Source organism: Actinomycetota bacterium (genome assembly GCA_030776625.1).
Lineage (GTDB): Bacteria > Actinomycetota > CADDZG01 > CADDZG01 > WHSQ01 > MB1-2.
Genome location: JALYHL010000001.1, coordinates 661115 through 676873, shown reverse-complemented (window position 1 = coordinate 676873; position 15759 = coordinate 661115). Strand labels below are relative to the sequence as shown.

At 67.9% G+C, this 15759-nt stretch carries 15 protein-coding genes; 7 read left to right on the top strand and 8 right to left on the bottom strand.

Annotated elements, in window-relative coordinates; translation table 11 throughout:
* Positions 1 to 21: 21 nt before the first annotated feature.
* The 4 genes from M3N53_03310 to M3N53_03295 form a co-directional block, all read right to left on the bottom strand.
* Positions 22 to 924 (bottom strand): ABC transporter permease subunit, encoded by a 903-nt coding sequence (locus tag M3N53_03310; GenBank protein MDP9067364.1) that lies wholly within the window; start codon positions 922 to 924, stop codon positions 22 to 24.
* Positions 921 to 1850 carry an ABC transporter ATP-binding protein gene (locus M3N53_03305; protein MDP9067363.1) on the bottom strand — a complete coding sequence of 310 codons (930 nt, stop codon included), beginning with the start codon at positions 1848 to 1850 and terminating at the stop codon, positions 921 to 923. The genes M3N53_03310 and M3N53_03305 overlap by 4 nt, the downstream gene beginning before the upstream one ends.
* Positions 1847 to 2410: a hypothetical protein gene (locus tag M3N53_03300; protein MDP9067362.1), complete on the bottom strand. Its 564-nt coding sequence runs from the start codon at positions 2408 to 2410 to the stop codon at positions 1847 to 1849. Before M3N53_03300 ends, M3N53_03305 begins: the two co-directional genes overlap by 4 nt.
* A gap of 76 nt (positions 2411 to 2486) precedes the next feature.
* Complete coding sequence (locus tag M3N53_03295; GenBank protein ID MDP9067361.1) at positions 2487 to 4964, bottom strand: histidine kinase; 2478 nt, start codon at positions 4962 to 4964, stop codon at positions 2487 to 2489.
* A gap of 113 nt (positions 4965 to 5077) precedes the next feature.
* On the opposite strand from M3N53_03295, the gene M3N53_03290 reads away from it, so the two are divergent.
* The gene (locus M3N53_03290) at positions 5078 to 5740 is read left to right on the top strand and encodes a response regulator transcription factor (protein MDP9067360.1); all 663 of its coding nucleotides are present in this window, start codon (positions 5078 to 5080) and stop codon (positions 5738 to 5740) included.
* A gap of 128 nt (positions 5741 to 5868) precedes the next feature.
* On the top strand, positions 5869 to 6510 hold the full coding sequence (locus tag M3N53_03285; GenBank protein MDP9067359.1) for a superoxide dismutase family protein: 642 nt from the start codon (positions 5869 to 5871) through the stop codon (positions 6508 to 6510).
* Between the two features lie 33 nt (positions 6511 to 6543).
* Here the strand turns inward: M3N53_03285 and M3N53_03280 are convergent, their stop codons facing one another.
* On the bottom strand, positions 6544 to 6939 hold the full coding sequence (locus tag M3N53_03280) for a tRNA-binding protein (protein MDP9067358.1): 396 nt from the start codon (positions 6937 to 6939) through the stop codon (positions 6544 to 6546).
* Positions 6940 to 6956: 17 nt separating this feature from the next.
* Between M3N53_03280 and mutM the strand changes: the two genes are divergently transcribed.
* Both mutM and M3N53_03270 read left to right on the top strand, forming a co-directional pair.
* The gene (gene mutM, locus M3N53_03275) at positions 6957 to 7760 is read left to right on the top strand and encodes a bifunctional DNA-formamidopyrimidine glycosylase/DNA-(apurinic or apyrimidinic site) lyase (protein ID MDP9067357.1); all 804 of its coding nucleotides are present in this window, start codon (positions 6957 to 6959) and stop codon (positions 7758 to 7760) included.
* A gap of 113 nt (positions 7761 to 7873) precedes the next feature.
* Positions 7874 to 8932, top strand: a complete 1059-nt coding sequence (locus M3N53_03270; protein MDP9067356.1) for a S8 family serine peptidase — start codon at positions 7874 to 7876, stop codon at positions 8930 to 8932.
* Positions 8933 to 8946: 14 nt separating this feature from the next.
* Here the strand turns inward: M3N53_03270 and M3N53_03265 are convergent, their stop codons facing one another.
* Positions 8947 to 10392 (bottom strand): RtcB family protein, encoded by a 1446-nt coding sequence (locus tag M3N53_03265; protein ID MDP9067355.1) that lies wholly within the window; start codon positions 10390 to 10392, stop codon positions 8947 to 8949.
* Positions 10393 to 10408: 16 nt separating this feature from the next.
* Positions 10409 to 10840 carry an archease gene (locus M3N53_03260; protein MDP9067354.1) on the bottom strand — a complete coding sequence of 144 codons (432 nt, stop codon included), beginning with the start codon at positions 10838 to 10840 and terminating at the stop codon, positions 10409 to 10411.
* A 26-nt stretch (positions 10841 to 10866) separates the two neighbouring features.
* On the opposite strand from M3N53_03260, the gene M3N53_03255 reads away from it, so the two are divergent.
* The 3 genes from M3N53_03255 to M3N53_03245 are packed head-to-tail and all read left to right on the top strand — an operon-like array spanning position 10867 to position 15139.
* Positions 10867 to 11823 (top strand): MoxR family ATPase, encoded by a 957-nt coding sequence (locus tag M3N53_03255; protein ID MDP9067353.1) that lies wholly within the window; start codon positions 10867 to 10869, stop codon positions 11821 to 11823.
* Positions 11824 to 11846: 23 nt separating this feature from the next.
* Positions 11847 to 13019: a DUF58 domain-containing protein gene (locus M3N53_03250; protein ID MDP9067352.1), complete on the top strand. Its 1173-nt coding sequence runs from the start codon at positions 11847 to 11849 to the stop codon at positions 13017 to 13019.
* On the top strand, positions 13019 to 15139 hold the full coding sequence (locus tag M3N53_03245; GenBank protein ID MDP9067351.1) for a DUF3488 and transglutaminase-like domain-containing protein: 2121 nt from the start codon (positions 13019 to 13021) through the stop codon (positions 15137 to 15139). The genes M3N53_03250 and M3N53_03245 overlap by 1 nt, the downstream gene beginning before the upstream one ends.
* 17 nt (positions 15140 to 15156) lie before the next feature.
* On the opposite strand, the gene M3N53_03240 is transcribed toward M3N53_03245, so the two are convergent.
* On the bottom strand, positions 15157 to 15723 hold the full coding sequence (locus tag M3N53_03240; protein MDP9067350.1) for a LysM peptidoglycan-binding domain-containing protein: 567 nt from the start codon (positions 15721 to 15723) through the stop codon (positions 15157 to 15159).
* Positions 15724 to 15759 lie beyond the last annotated feature (36 nt).

The following is a 15759-nucleotide window of genomic DNA, read 5'->3' as shown; positions in this document are numbered from 1 at the left end:
AACCCTCTACGAACTCTGCCGCTACGCCACCTCTCGCCGCCGGAAGATGGCAGCCGCGGCCACCACCAGCACCAGGCCGTATGCCACCAGAAGCGCTCCGGCCGCCGTCTGCGAGTGGCCCAGGTGATTGACGTCCTCGGCCCCCACTAGGAAAAGCCCCAGGTTGTCGCCTATCAGCCAGTCCATCCACGAAGGGCGGAACGCCCGGATGAGGCCCTCGACTATGGCCAGGTGGGCGAAACCCACCCCGAGGGCAGCCGCGGTGTTGCGGCCCGCGGTGGCGAGCGAGAACCCCATCAGGGCCGCCACCACCGCGACGATCCCCACGCGCAGTGTGACGCCGGCGAGGTCGCTCCAGAAGGCCGCGTCCATCCCCGCGGTGCTGCCCCTGAAGTGTCCCGAGGGGTACAACACCGCCGCGAGGTAACCCTGCAGCGCCACGATCCACAGAAAGGCGACGAGCGCGAGAGCGATGATCTTGGCGCCCAGCACCCGCAGGCGCCGGGGCTCCCACGTGAGGAGCGAGGTGATCGTCCGGTTGCTCCATTCAGCCCCCATGAAAGAGGCTCCTACGAGCCACGCCAGCATGATCATCGGGATACCCATCGTCATCAGGATCCAGTTGACCTCGGTGTAGGTGAAGCCAGGCTTCTCGACCCACACGTTCTCTTCGCAGAAGGAGCGCGCGTCGCCCGGCGCCGGCTTTCCTGGTCCTCCGTGACCGCGTTCGAAGCCTGTGACGCACTGTTCGACCTGCGCCTGTCGCTCTGCCTCTGCAGCAGCCACCAGCGCCGGATCATTAGACGAGTTGACGAACGTCAAGACCCCGGCGATCGTGAAGCCGATCACCACCAACAGCGTCACCACCCGGAACAGGCGGCGCGCCAGCAACCTGCGGAGCTCCACCTCGATCGACCTCATCATGCCGCGGCCTCCTTCTTCTCGCTCTCGGTGAGCTGCAAGAACACCGTCTCCAGATCGATGGCGTCGGGACGGAGCTCGCTCGGATAAAGCCCACGTCGCGCCAGGGCCTCGGAGACCCGCGCCGCATCGGCGGCGTCGATCTCGACCCGCACCAGCTCGCCCGCCAGCGTGGCGGTGAAACCAGACGCCTGCAACGCGACAACCGCGCGCTGCGCGTCGCCGACGCGGACCAGAACGCCACCCGCGCGCCCCTGCGACAGAACCTCGTCAACGGGGCCCGCGGCGACACAGCGACCGCGGGACAGGATCGCGACCTGGTCGCAAACCTGCTGGACCTCACTGAGAAGGTGGCTCGAGACAAATATCGTCCGCCCCTCGGCAGCCAAGCGCCGCAGCAGATCGCGAACCTCGCGGATACCCGCGGGGTCCAGCCCGTTCGCCGGCTCGTCCAGGATCAAGAGCTGCGGGTCCTTCAACAGAGCCGCGCCGATCGCCAACCGCTGGCGCATGCCCAGCGAGTACGTCTTGACCAGATCGCGATCGCGCCCCACAAGGTCCACCGTCTCCAACACCTGGTCGACGCGGGTGCGGGGGATGTCGTACAGCCGCCCGAGCAGCTCGAGATTGCGCCGGCCTGAGAACGTCGGGAACAGCGCCGGTGCCTCCACGATCGAGCCGATCTTGGTGATCACGTCGTGCAGCTCCGTCTGCGAGTCCCGCCCGAAGACGCGGCAGGTGCCCTCGGTCGGACGGCCCAGCGCGAGCAGGCACCGGATCGTCGTCGTCTTTCCGGAGCCGTTGGGCCCGAGGAAGCCGAACACTCCGCCCGCGCCGACCGCCAGGTCGAGCCCGTCGACGGCGAGGGTGCGGCCGCCACGCAAGCGGCGGTATTCCTTGCGCAGACCCTCTATCTCGATCACGTTCATGCCATCGCTCCGATCGCCTCCGGCTGACCCTTCCGCACCGCGTTCATGTCGATGCCGATCCAGATGAGGCCGCCTGTCAGCGCCGCTGCGTACAGCAGCGGCAAAGCGGGGCTGGTGACCCCCACAGCTCCGAGCGTTATCCCTGTCAGCACGGCGCCCGGCAGGCCATACGCGTGCACGCGGGATCCGCCGGTCTTGAAGTCATCCGAGCGCAACGAGGCGAGGGCGAGCACGAACAGCCCGATCCCGGCTAGGACGGGTGCCAGGAACGTCGCCGGCCATAGCGGGATCAACGCGAGAGCGGCGCCCGCAGTGGCGATACCCCGCCCCACCCCCGCGCCTGGGCCCTGGAGCAGAGGGCGAAGCGAGATGAGCGCCAAGGCCAGCGCGATGCCCGCGACGATGTAGGCGCCCATGCCCAGTGCATCGGGCATCGGGCTGCTCGCGATCCACCCCTGGTACTCGAGCTCGTCCAGCGTCATGTAGCTCAATCCGACGAACCATGCGACCCCGGCGACGATCGCCGCCGTACCTCCCCAACGTGCTGCGATGTGTGTCACGGCTCCTCCTCACACTGTCTGGATGATGACCCCACGTTAGAGAGAGGTGAGGGCGGCGGCGAGGGCGCAGGTACCTCTAGTTGGGTGTGGCCTGCACCTGTGACCTGGAGGAGACCTGCTCGTCTGCGATGGGGACGCTGCCCTCCACGACCGTCGGGCCGGTGGGCGAAGAGGTGACCGACAGGTGGCCGCCGAGCGCCGCGAGGCGGTCGGACATGTTCTGGATGCCGGTCCCGTAGCTCCTCGTCGACACATCGAACCCAGGTCCGGGGTCGCGCACCGCGACGTGAAGCGTTCCCTCACTTTGGTGAAGGGTGACCTCGATCGGGCCGCGGCCCACGTGCTTGATCGCGTTCTGGATCGCCTCCAGGCAGAAGAAGTAAACGGCCGCTTCCACATCGCTGCCGTGTCGTCCCACGCCGTCCTCAGACACGGTGACCTCTACGGGACACCGCCGCGCGTGTGCCTCGAGTGCCTGCACGAGGCCCTTGTCCGCAAGCACCGGCGGGTAGATGCCTCGGGCCAGGTCCCTCAGCGTCTGCAGTGCGCTGCTCGTATCGCCCTGGAGCTCCTCCAGCAGCGCCCGAGCCCTTGCCGGGTCGCGGTCCGCCAAGTCCTGCGCCAGGCGCAGCTTCATCGACAGTGCGACCAGGTGTTGCTGCGCACCGTCGTGGATATTGCGCTCGAGGCGGCGCCGTTCGGCGTCCTGTGCGGCCACGATCCGTTGCCGCGACTCTCGCAGTTGTTCCAGCCGAGCGTGGAGCTCAGCGGTCAGCTGCGCGTTGCGCAGCAGCAGCCCCGCCTGCGCGGCGATGTCCTGGAGCAGCCGTTCCTCGATCGGGGTTGGCGGCTGCCCAGGCGTCGTGTCGATCGTGAGGGCTCCCAGCAGTTCTCCTTGATGGGAAACCGCCACCGCACGAGAAGCGCCCGTGAACTCGGGAAGTTGCGACCCGTTCAACGGAACGGGCGTCGCGTCTCCTGCGGGTTCGGGCCACGACGCCGATAGCACCAGCCGATCACCGACCCGCAGCCACACTCCTGCCGAGCGCGCTGCCGTTCCCTCGGCCAGGGCGCGGGCCATCTGAGGGATCGCATCTTCCGCCGCGTACGCGTTCCCGACGCGTTCCGAAAGCTCGCTCAACACCTCGTACGGTGTGGCGCGCTTTCCGTAGACGATCCGGTTGGCTACTTTGCGAGCGCGGTCTCTCAGCGGCTGGAAGGCCGCGGCGAGCGCGACCGTAACCGCCACCGACACGGCCAGGTTCAGCCGCCTTCCCGCACCGATCGTCGTCTCGATCCCGACCACCGCCGCCAGGTAGACGAGCGTGATGATCCCCAGCACGGCGCCGTAGACCAACGTCCTGTTCATCACGCGGTCGATGTCCCACAGGCGGAAGCGGATCAGGCCGACGAACAGCGCGATCGGGATCACCGCGAAGACGACGCGGAACACGCGGAACGCAACAGCGGCGGTCTGGTGACCCGAGAACTCCTGTCCGATGAATATCGGTTTCTCCGCCGCGGCCGTCTCGTAGATCGCGACGTTGTGTAGGTCCCCGTCCTTGTTCGTGAAGGAGATCACGCTGCGCTCGTCCGCCTCCAGCGTCAGAACCGGTTTGTCGAACCTGCTGTCCTGGGCGGCGATCTCGACGACGGAGTTATCGGTCCCTGGCTGAGGTTGGACCACCGTCACGACTCCGGTCATGTCTTCGGGGTGCGGGTCGCAGCGGAAGAAATACGTGCCGGGGCCTGGGGCGGTGACCTCGTACTCGACGGTTCTTTGAGCCCCCGCGGTCGGCGTCTGCGTGAGGAGGACCAGCGGCAACGCGACCGCGATCGAGACCAAGAGCGCGAAGAGGAGGACCTTTGATTGCTGACGCTGCTCGTGGTCGCGGGCCGTGAAGAACCGCACTCCTTGCGCGGCGATGCCGGCGACCGGGATGAAGATGCCGTAGACGAGCACTAGACCTAGCGTGTGGTCGTCGACCGAGAACAGGGAGACCATCGTGAAGAACAGCGCGAGGGGGATCAGCAGGGGCAACCGGAGTAGTGCCTTTTTGCGAGTAGCGGCGATCCGCCCGTGCGGGAAGAGCAACAGGGCGAACATGTAGCAGAGTCCCGAGGCGACGTGGACTATCACGTGTCCGGCCGCAACGACGCCGAGCCACGAGACGGGCACCACCTGCTGGGCGTCGTGACCCTGGAGGTTGAACGCGAGCGCGGTTCCGACCATGCCGAGCGACAGCAACCGCGCCGTCCTGTCGTACGGGCGCAGCTTGAGCAAGAAGATCGCGAGCCCGAGGTTGAAGAAACTGAACAGGTAGTCGAACAGCGACTGCATGGACACCTGCACCCCGTGTGCCGCCTGCGCAGCGTTGCGAGCTACCTCGCCTGCGACGTCGACGCCCGCGCCGCGACGGTGCAGGCCGTCATGGATGGACTCCGCCATGGCGGCGAGCAGGGGGAGCGCCCCCAGGATGAGCCACGCCCACGCGCTTAGGAGGGCGAGCGCGAAGAGGCCGAAGAACAGGATGCTTGCGGTTTTCCTATCCACGAGGGCGATTGTCCTCTGCGGAGGTGTGAGTTGAAAGGGGTGACGACCACCGGGCGGAAGCTCGTGCTAGCACCACTGTCTTGCCTGTGCGCACCCTCATATCCTCAGCAGCCGTGATCAAAGTCGTTCTGGCCGAGGACAACTACCTCGTGCGCGAGGGGATCGTCAGGCTCCTGGAAGAGCACCCCGAGATCGACATCGTCGAGACGTGCGACGACTTCGACTCCCTGGTGGCGGCGGTCGAGAAGGAGCCCCCTCAGGTCGTGCTTACCGATATCCGCATGCCGCCGACCGACTCCGACGAGGGGATCCGGGCGGCTGCGCGCTTCCGCGACAGCGCACCCGATGTCGGCGTCGTCGTGTTGAGCCAGCACGACGAGGCGGAGTACGCCCTGGCGCTGCTGGAGCGGGGATCCGAGGGCCGCGCCTACCTGTTGAAAGAGCGTGTATCGGATCTGGATCAGCTGGTGGGCGCCATCCGGGCGGTGTCTGCCGGCGGTTCGGTGATCGACCCGAAGGTCGTGGAAGCTCTGGTAACGGCGCGGTCGCGCGCCGCCGCCTCGCCCATCACCACGCTCACGCCGCGCGAGAAAGAGATCCTGGGCGAGATGGCGCAGGGGAAGACGAACGCCGCTATCGCGGGCGGGTTGTTCCTCACCGAGCGGGCGGTGGAGAAGCACATCAACTCGATCTTCTCCAAGCTGCAGCTGTCGGGGGAGAAGGACGTGCACCGAAGGGTGAAGGCCGTCCTGCTGTTCCTGTCGGAGCAGGGCTGACCGCTCGGTGCTGGTGCTAACCGCACCGTAGATCGTGGTGGTCACACCGTTGCGCGTAGCGGCCGGTCGGGAGATGGTGGTTGATGTCAGGGAAGCAGATGGATTGAAGGGAGACGTGGATGCGCACGATGTACAAGGCAAGAGGAACGGTGCTGGTGGTTGGGCTGGCGACGCTGGTCGCGGCCGCGCTGGTCAGCGGCGGCGCGGCGGTAGCGCGGGCCCCGAGGGGTCTGGTGGCAGACATGAAGAACACCAGCGGAGCCACGGTCGGCAAGGTCCGGTTCATTCCGACGGACGATGGAAAGGTGCTTGTGCGGGCGACGGCCGCCGGTTTGACGCCGGGCTTCCATGGGTTCCACGTCCACACCACGGGTCAGTGCGACCCGAATGCACAAGACACCTCGGGCGCTGCCGTTCCCTTCTTCACCGCGGGCGGCCACTACAACCCCGGCACGACTACCCACGGTGCGCACGCGGGTGACATGCCTCCGCTGCTGGTGACGGCCGACGGCACCGGAGTCCTTCGGTTCAAGACGGATCGCTTCAAGAACCGCGATCTGATGGACGCCGATGGAAGCGCCGTGATCATGCACGCGGGTCCCGACAACCTGGCGCACATTCCCGCCACCACCACGACCGGCGAGGAGCGCTACCACTCGCACTCGGAGACCGCCTCTGACTACACGTTCGGGCCCGACGCGCTGACGAAGGCCACGGGCGATGCAGGTGCTCGCTTCGCCTGCGGCGTAGTGCAGAGGGTCAACAGCTAGCAGCGACGCGCTTCACAGAGGAAGCGGCCGGGCTCACGCGATCGGCGAGCCCGGCCGCACCTCTTGTTCCAGTTGCAGCAGGCGCACGGTTCCGTCCGGATCGAGAGCGCCCAGGATCAAGAACTCGCTCTTGAACCCGGCGATGCGTCGCGTGCCGAGGTTGATCGCCCCCACTACCATCCGCCCCTGGAGCTCGTCCCGGGTGTAGTTGGTGATCTTGGCGCTGGTTCGCAGCTCACCGGCGAGGGGGCCGAAGTCCACCGTCACCTTCCAAGACGGGCTGCGGGCCTCCGGGAACTCCTCCACCGCGATCACGCGACCCGCTCGCAGATCGAGCGCGAAGAAGCCCTCGGCTCCCACGTCGGGTTTGCGCGGCAACTTGTCCAGCGCGTAGGGGAGCGCGTCGGGGTCGATCTCGTGTTGGGCCATCGACTTAACCTAAAGCCATGCCCGAGCTGCCCGAGGTCGAGTCGGTGCGGCGGCAGCTCGACCCGGAGCTGCGGGGGCGGCGCGTGCTCCGCGCGTGGGCCGATCCGATCCCGACGATGCCGCGCGAGTTCCACCAGGTGGAGCTGGCGGCGGGGCGGACGGTCGAGCGGGTGGACCGCCGCGGCAAGTTCCTGATCGCGCCGCTCGATGGGGGGCTCGAGCTGGTGATGCACCTCGGCATGACCGGCGCTTTCCGCTTCGACCTGGACGACCCGCACGTCCGGGCGCGCCTGGAGCTCGACGACGGGCGGACGCTGTGCTTCAGGGACGTGCGCCGTTTCGGCCGGATCGCGGTGGTCGAAGCCGGCATCTACGACGCCATCCCGATGCTCGCGATGATCGGGCCGGAGCCGCTTAGCGACGAGTTCGACCCCGAGGTCTTCGCGTGGGAGCTCCAGCGAACGAACAGTCCCGTGAAGCCCTTCCTCCTCTCGCAGCGTCCGGTGGCGGGCGTCGGCAACATCTACGCGGACGAGGCGCTGTGGCTCGCCCGGATCCACCCCGCCAGCAGGAAGGTGGGTAAGCGCAGGGCGCTCGAGCTGCATGCGGCCATCCGGTCCGTGCTCGCGGGGGCGATCGAGCGCGAGGGGACGACCTTCAGCGACTACCAGATGGTCAACGGCGAGAGCGGGCGCAATGCCTCGTTCCTGGTGGCTTATGGGCAGCAGGGCAAGCCCTGCCCTCGCTGCTCCACGCCGATGCGGAAGGTCGTGCTGGGGGGCCGGGGGACGACCTACTGCCCCCGCTGCCAGCGCACCTGACGGTCCGGGGTGCAGCACCACATTTCTGCAGTTATCGGAAGGAAAAGACACCCCGGGCGGTTAACCCTCTTGACCGAGGGCATCGCCGCCCAGCCTGCCTACAGGAGGACCACTTGCGAAAGCTCACTGGAGCTCTGGCCGCTGCAGCACTAGCTACCGTCGTCGCCGCCGGGCCTGCGTCTGGAGCGTCGAACGACCCGTACTTCGGCAAGCAGTGGGGCCTCCAGAAGATCCAGGCCGACCAAGCCTGGGCGGCCGCGGATGGGACCGGCGCGATCATCGCGATCGTCGACACCGGGGTCGACCTCGGCCATGAAGATCTCTCCTCGAAGATCATCAACAACTCGGATGCCGACTTCTCGGAGCCGGACGGCGAATGCAAGAAGGCACCGGGTAAGAACGGCGCCAGGACCTGCACGCAGGACGGTGCCCAGGACGAGAACGGTCACGGCACGCACGTCGCCGGCATCGCCGCCGCTCTTACCGGCAACGGCATCGGCGTCGCCGGCACCGCCCCCGGCGCACAGATCCTGCCGGTTCGGGTCCTCGACGCGGAGGGCTCCGGCAGCACCGACGAGGTCGCGGCCGGCATCCGCTACGCCGCGGACCACGGGGCGGACGTCATCAACCTGTCGCTCGGGTTCCTCACGGGACTCGGCGAGGTCGTCAACCTGGTGGGAGGACTCGACCCGGTTCACGACGCGATCGCGCACGCGAACTCGATGGGCTCGGTTGTAGTCATCGCCGCCGGCAATGACGGCGCGCCGGTGTGTGCCGAGCCCTCGGCGGCTTCGGGCGTCCTCTGCGTCGGCGCCACGGACCGCAACGACCTGCGCTCCTGGTACTCGAATGGCGACGCCACCCAGATGAAGAACTACCTCGTGGCGCCGGGAGGAGAGGGGTTGACCTGCGCCGGAGACATCTTCTCGACCTATCTGCGCACGGAGCGCACCTATTGCTCGGACGAGGCGGGCTACGAAGGCCTCTCGGGCACCTCGATGGCGACGCCGTTCGTCTCCGGAGTGGCCGGGCTGCTGGCCGGAAAGGGCCTGTCTAACAGCCAGATCATCTCGTGCATCCTCGGCACCACCGATGACCTCGGCACGCCGGGACGCGACTCGATCTACGGTTACGGGCGGGTCAACGCGCTGAAGGCCGTCACCAGCTGCTAACGGCTTAGCCGGCGCTAGCCCTTCACCACGCCGACGGGTCGCATCCGCGCGACCACCTGCGAGATGCCCGCGCCCTCGCAGGTGGCGACGACCTCGGAGACGTCCTTGTACGCGTACGGCGCCTCCTCGGATAGCAGCTTCCATTGGGACGCGGCCAGCGTGACGCCTTTGTCCTCTAGCTCTCTCTTCAGGTCTGCGCCGCTCATCTGTTTCTTCGCGGCGGTGCGGCTCATCGCCCGGCCGGCTCCGTGGCATGTGGAGGAGAAGGACTGCCGGCGCGCGCCGTCCGTTCCGACCAGCATGTAAGACGCGGTCCCCATGCTGCCGGGGATGATCACCGGCTGTCCTATCGGCTTGTACCGATCCGGGAGCTCGGGGTGCTGGGGGCCGAAGGCGCGCGTTGCGCCCTTGCGGTGAACGCACAACCTGCGGGTGCGGCCGTCGACCTCGTACTCCTCGATCTTCGCCAGGTTGTGCGAGACGTCGTAGACGACGCTCATCCCCAGATCCCTGGCCGGACGGCGGAAGGTGTGCATGAACGCCTCCCTCGCCGCGTCCGTCAGCAGATGCCGGTTCGCCTTCGCGTAGTTCCCGGCGGCCGCCATCGCACCCAGGTAGCCGTCGGCGATCTTGTGCCCGATCGGCGCGCAGCCAAGCTGCCGATCCGGCACCTCGATGCCCAGCTCCGGCATCACCCGGTCTATCTGGCGCACGTACTCCTGGCACGTCTGGTGCCCCATGCCACGGGAGCCGGAGTGGATCATGACTACGACCTGTCCCTCGAACAGGTCCATGGCCTGCGCCGCGCCGTCGTGGTGGATCCGGTCCACCACCTGGACCTCCAGGAAGTGATTGCCCGCGCCGAGGCTGCCCAGCTGCGGGGCGCCGCGCTCTTTAGCGCGATCCGAGACCTGCTCAGGGTCCGCGCCCGCGATCGTGCCGATGTCTTCGACGTTGGCCAGGTCATCTTCCCACCCGACGCCCTTCGAGAGCGGGAAGCGCACGCCTTCGGTCAGCACCCTGTCCACTTCCCGGCCGCTCAAGCTCATGCGGCCTTTGCCTCCGACACCGCGGGGCACGCGCTTGCCCAGCATCGAGACCAGTTCCTTGATGCGCGGCTTCACCTGCGGCTCCCACGACAGGTCCGTGCGCACCAGCCTTACGCCGCACCCGATGTCGAAGCCGACGCCGCCCGGAGACACCGCGCCCCCGGCGTCGGCGTCCGTGGCCGCCACGCCCCCGATGGGAAAGCCGTAGCCCCAGTGGATGTCGGGCATGGCCAGAGCGGCGCCCACGATGCCGGGAAGCGTCGCGACGTTCGCGATCTGCTGCGCGGCCCGGTCCTCCAGCGCCTTGTCGAGCAGTGTCCGGGAGGCGAAGATCCGCGCCGGGACCCGCATCCCCTCGACGTAACCCCGCGGGATCTCCCACTGATACGGCGCGACCTCGATCGGTTCCATGACCCGGTCCTACCCCCTAGATGTCGAGATAGACGGTGGCGACCCACCGGCTGTCAACCCGTTCCACCGACAGCTGGTGGTACGTCACGGCCTTGACCGCGGTGCCCTCGATCTCTTGCGGCCGCGGCGCGACCTCCACCCAGCCCGCGGCTCGGCGGTCGTCCACCTGCGTCACCTCGAAGCCGCTGATCACGACGTCGTGCGCGTCCTGCAGGTAGAGGACCTCTCCGAGCCAATCGACCAGCAGCGCGCCCAAGTCGCGGCCCTCGAGCGTGATCTCCTCGCGCCGGGTCTCGCCGGTGGGATCGGGCTGCCATGCACCGACGATGTCGAGGAATCCGAGGGTCGCTTGCGCGAAGGCTTCTTCGACGGAGGGCCCCCAGCTTCGGACGCCGACGTCGGCTGTGTGCTCGAGGATCTGGAACCCTGCGTCCGCGTGCTCCTCCATGTTCTAGAAGGTGCCACAATCTTCCTATGGACCACGCCGCGGCCACCAAGGCCGCTCGTCTCCTGATCGACAACGTCGAGAGGGTGATCAGGGGAAAGCACAAGCCGATCGAGGCGGCGGCCACGGCGCTCTTCGCCGGCGGGCACCTCCTGATCGAGGACGTCCCGGGCGTCGGCAAGACGATGCTGGGGCGGTCCCTGGCGCGCTCGATCCGCGGAACCTTCAAGCGGATCCAGGCGACGCCCGACCTGTTGCCTACCGACGTGACCGGAACCTCGGTCTACAACCAGGCCCACCAGCGCTTCGAGTTCATCCCCGGCCCCGTCTTCGCGCACGTCGTGCTGGTGGATGAGGTGAACAGAACGACACCGCGCACCCAATCGGCGCTGCTGGAGGCGATGGATGAGAGCGCTGTCACGGTCGACGGCGTTAGGCACCCGCTGCCCGACCCGCTGTTCGTGGTGGCGACCCAGAACCCGTTGGAGCATCACGGGACCTACCCGCTTCCGGAGGGTCAGCTCGACCGGTTCGCGATCGCGATGGCGTTGGGCTACGCGAGCGAGAGCGCCGAGCGCGACATCGTGAGGGCCCAGCTCCACTCGCACCCAATCGACGACCTGGAGGCGGTCCTGGATCCGGACGAGGTCGTCGGGGTCCGACGGGTGGTCCGGGACACCCACGTGTCCACCGCGGTTCTCGATTACGCCCTCAGCATCACCGCAGCGACCCGGACACACCCCGAGCTCGAGCTCGGCGCCAGCCCTCGCGCCTCCATCTCGTTGGTCCGCTGCGCGCAGGCAAGGGCGTTGATCGACGGGCGCGACTTCGTCGTTCCCGATGACGTGAAGACCCTTGCCGTACCTGCTCTGGCGCATCGAGTCGTACCCGTGGCAGGCATGCGCCTCGACCCCGGGCGCACGACCGAGGTGATCAAAGAGGTGGTGGCAAAGACGCACGTACCCACCACGTCCGTGAGCTCGTGAAGCGGAGGCTAACCAGGAGAGCCTTGACCGTCGCGCTGATCGCGGGGCTCCTGTTCATCGCCGGGTCGACCGCGCAGGCATCGTGGCTCTTCGTGATCGCGGCGGGCGTGCTGGGTCTCGTGTTCGGTTCGCTCTTCATGCGCCACCACCTGAAGAACGCGGAGGTTGTCAGGACGGTTCCGAGAAGGGGCCGCGTCGGAGACGACATGCGCGTCGGGCTCCGCGCGTCGAACGGCGGCGCGAGACCGCTCCCACTGTTTCGTCTCTCAGACAGCTTCGGCGCGTTCGACCACTCCGCGGTTCTCGTGGAGCGCCTGAAGCCCGGTGAAGAGGCCCACGTCGAGCTGGTGAAGAGCGCCCGTCGGCGCGGCGTGTTCAGCGCCGCAGCGGTAACCCTGACCACCGGGGCGCCGTTCGGGTTCCTGAGGTCTACGAGGACGATCGACGTCGCGTCCGACCTCGTCGTAGTGCCTCGGTGGGTGGAGCTCAAGTCCTTTCCCATCCTCGAGCCGTCGTCTTACCCCGCGGATGTGCTGCACGAGCGCGCTCGTACGGGAGCCGGCGAGGAGTTCATCGGCGTGCGGGAGTATCGGCCGGGGGATCCGCCGCGAGCGGTCCACTGGCGCTCCACCGCGCGGGCGGGACGTCTGGTGGTTAGAGAGTTCGAAGAAGAGGTGGCGAGCCGGGTCTCTCTGGTGCTGGCCGGAGCGGACGTGGGAGTGCCGCCGGATTCCGCTTACGAGACCCTCGTCAGCGCGGTCGCGTCGATCGGCATCTACGCGCTCCAGACGGGCCACCCGGTGGAGCTGCTGCGCGCCGGCCCGCGCGGAGAGATCGTCCGGATCGCCGATCCCGACCGGTTCTCGCTGCTCGAATGGCTCGCGCAGGCGCAACCCATAGACGCCCCGCTGGGACCTCTGGTGGCGGCGTCGATCGGTCGCTCGCGCCGGCGAGGGACCGTCGTCCTGTTCAGCCCCTCGAGCGGGATCGCTGCAGCTTCGGTGCCCGAGGCGGTGCGTTCGGCCCAGAGCGCGGGGTGCAGGGCGATCGTGATCGGGGCGCGGTCGTCCACGTGGGCAGATCACGGCGACAGGACGATGCTGAAAGACACGTCGTTCGACCAGCTGCCGGGAGGGCGTGCCGCGGTGCGGATGCTGTCGCGGGACGACGATCTGGCGAGGTGCATCGGATCGTGATGGACATCGTGCGGAAGGCGAACCGGACGCGGGCCCCTGAGGACTCGATCCTCTTGCGCGCCTGCGTTCTGGGGGCGGTGATGGTCGGTGCTCTGACGCTCGCGGTGGAGAACGCGATCTCGGGGCAGACAGCCGCGCTGCTGTTGGTCCTGCTGCCGTTCGCCTACTGGGTCTCCTACGTGCGGCGGTCCGAGGACAACTGGCACATCAAGATCGCGTTGACGGTGCTTGCCATCTTCGCGTTGATCCGGTTCCTGGGGCAGCTGCGCGGGATCGCGACACTAGACGAGGTCAGGTTCCCGCTTGCGGATCTGTTCCTGTGGGTCCAGGTGCTCCACGGCTTCGACCTCCCCGCGCGCAAGGACCTGAGCTTCTCGCTCGGGTCGTCACTGACGTTGATGGCGGCAGCGGGGTCGGTGTCGCAGAACATGACCTTCGCGGTGTTGCTCCTCGTCTACTTCGCATTCGCGATCGCTTCGCTCGCGCTCGCCCACCGCTCGGAGCTGCAAGAGGGCGTCGCGGCGAAGGCGGCGCCTCGACCGAAGCAACCACGGTCGCAGCGATCGCGGCAGGCTCCGCCGGGGGTGTGGGACGTCGCCAAAGCTCTCGGCGTGACCGCGCTCGCCGCCGCTCTTCTGTTCCTGGTCATCCCGCAGCCGACGGGCGTGCGGACCTTCGCCTTGCCGTTCAACCTCGGTCCGGGCATCGGCGCGATCGCGGGGCAGGGCGACATCTCGAACCCCGGCTTTCCCGGGTTCGGCGGAGGGGCTCCCGGCTTACGCGCCAACGGCGCCGCCTTCTACGGTTTCGACGACGAGCTCGACCTGCGGGTGCGAGGGGACCTGAACGACGAGCTGGTCATGCGCGTGCGCGCCTCGGCTCCCGCGATGTGGAAGGGGATCCTCTTCGCCGACTACAACGGCGTTTCCTGGACCGCTGCAGAGAACACCGAGGCGGTCACGCTCCAGGGAGGCCCTCCCTACGCGTACCCGCCGCAGTTCCGCAGCCTCGGCCCCCGCTCCACGGTGTCGCAGACCTTTTACGTCGAGACCGAGCAGCCCAGCGTCTTGTTCGCGGCGGGCCAGCCGGACGCGATCTGGCACGACGGCGCGGTCACCTTGGACGAGCTGGGCGGGATCCGGTTGCCGGCAACGCTCACCTCCGACACCGTCTATAGCGTGGTCTCTACGCGCGGCGCCGCCACCCCCGCGGAGCTTCGCGCCCTGTCGTCGAACGAGGTTCCGGACAACATCCAGCGCTACCTCGAGCTCCCGCCAACGGTCACCGAGCGCACACGGGAGCTCGCGAGAGAGATCACCGCCGGCGCGGACAACGACTACGACAAGGTCAAGGCGATCGAGGCCTGGCTCGCGCAGAACTACCGTTACGACATCGAGTCGCCGGTTCCACCCGAGGGCCAGGACGCGGTCGATCACTTCCTGTTCGACACCGATGTCGGCTTCTGCGAGCAGTTCGCATCGGCCACGGCCGTGATGCTGCGCTCGTTGGGGATCCCCGCTCGCTTCGTAGCCGGCTACACGCCGGGCCGGCGCAACCCCTTCACCGGCTATTACGAGGTGCGGAACTCCGACGCCCACACCTGGGTGGAGGTCTGGTTCCCCCGCGTCGGCTGGTACGAGTTCGACCCGACGTTCGACATCCCCCCGGCGGAGGAGGACCTCGCCGCGTCGATACCCCTCGCGGCGCTCATCAGCTTCATCGGAGGACAGTTCGGAGACCTCTCGGGAGTTGGCGAGCTGTTGAAGCTGTCGCTGCTGTTGTTGTTGGCCGCGACCGTCGGGATCGGTGGCTTCGTCGCGTGGAGGCGGTTGCGACCGAGGTCTCCTGCGCTCGCGGGCTCGGCAGGTCACCAGCTGGCGCCCGGGCAGGTCACGCGGGCGTTCCGTCGCCTGGAAGAGGCGCTGTCGCGGCGCGGCGCAGGGCGCTCCCCTCCGGAGACCGCCGCCGAGCTGATCGCGCGCACCGGCGGTCGCCACGATGAGAACCGGCAAGCGGCGCTAAGGGCGTTCGAGCGCGAGCGATACGGGGCGAGACCACCCACGGAGGAAGAGGCTCGCGCGGCCATCCACGAGCTGGACCGGTTGGCTTCTGGGCCCTGAGGCTCTAGAGCCGGTCGTTAGCCGGCGCATTCCGCCGGCAGCGTCAGCAGCTGACCGGCGGTCAACGACTTCGGGTCGTTGATGTTGTTCTTGGCTGCGATCGCGCCGGCGAGCTCTGGGTCGCCGCAGAAGGTCCGGGCGATAGCGCGCAAGGTGTCTCCCCGCTGGACCTTGTACCTCAGTCCCTCATCCTCGCCAACGGGATCGGTCGCGTCGTCTTCGTCTCCGCCGCCGGAAGCCGCCGCTTCGTCATCCTTCGGTTCCGGAGCGGGGGTCTGGGTCTCCTCCAGCAAGGCTGTTGTCGCGAGCTCGTTCTCTAGCTCCTCGTTCTCCGCCGTGACCTCCCGAAGCTCTGCTCTCAGCGCCTGCAGGTCGCTCTCGGAAGGACCGCCACCGGCCGTCACTCGGCCCAAGACGAAGGAGACCACCAGCAGCGAGCTGAACACGAGCACCCGTCCCCACACCACGTTCGTGCGGGGGCCGTCGTCCTGGGGTTCGTCCCAGGCGTCCTCGTCCCGGGCCGGGGCCGTCTTCATCGTTCCGGTCATGCGGTGCCCATCCACCTCCGCGGTAGCTGTCGCCACCTAGCCTAGCCCGCGAACCCCCTCCGAACCCGGACC

What these genes read in the sequence shown, in the direction of transcription:
- M3N53_03310 (MDP9067364.1), bottom strand. Translation starts at nt 924, where the DNA reads ATGATGAGGTCGATCGAGGTGGAGCTCCGCAGGTTGCTGGCGCGCCGC.
- M3N53_03305 (MDP9067363.1), bottom strand. Translation starts at nt 1,850, where the DNA reads ATGAACGTGATCGAGATAGAGGGTCTGCGCAAGGAATACCGCCGCTTG.
- M3N53_03285 (MDP9067359.1), top strand. Translation starts at nt 5,869, where the DNA reads ATGTACAAGGCAAGAGGAACGGTGCTGGTGGTTGGGCTGGCGACGCTG.
- M3N53_03280 (MDP9067358.1), bottom strand. Translation starts at nt 6,939, where the DNA reads ATGGCCCAACACGAGATCGACCCCGACGCGCTCCCCTACGCGCTGGAC.
- mutM (MDP9067357.1), top strand. Translation starts at nt 6,957, where the DNA reads ATGCCCGAGCTGCCCGAGGTCGAGTCGGTGCGGCGGCAGCTCGACCCG.
- M3N53_03265 (MDP9067355.1), bottom strand. Translation starts at nt 10,392, where the DNA reads ATGGAACCGATCGAGGTCGCGCCGTATCAGTGGGAGATCCCGCGGGGT.
- M3N53_03260 (MDP9067354.1), bottom strand. Translation starts at nt 10,840, where the DNA reads ATGGAGGAGCACGCGGACGCAGGGTTCCAGATCCTCGAGCACACAGCC.
- M3N53_03255 (MDP9067353.1), top strand. Translation starts at nt 10,867, where the DNA reads ATGGACCACGCCGCGGCCACCAAGGCCGCTCGTCTCCTGATCGACAAC.
- M3N53_03245 (MDP9067351.1), top strand. Translation starts at nt 13,019, where the DNA reads ATGGACATCGTGCGGAAGGCGAACCGGACGCGGGCCCCTGAGGACTCG.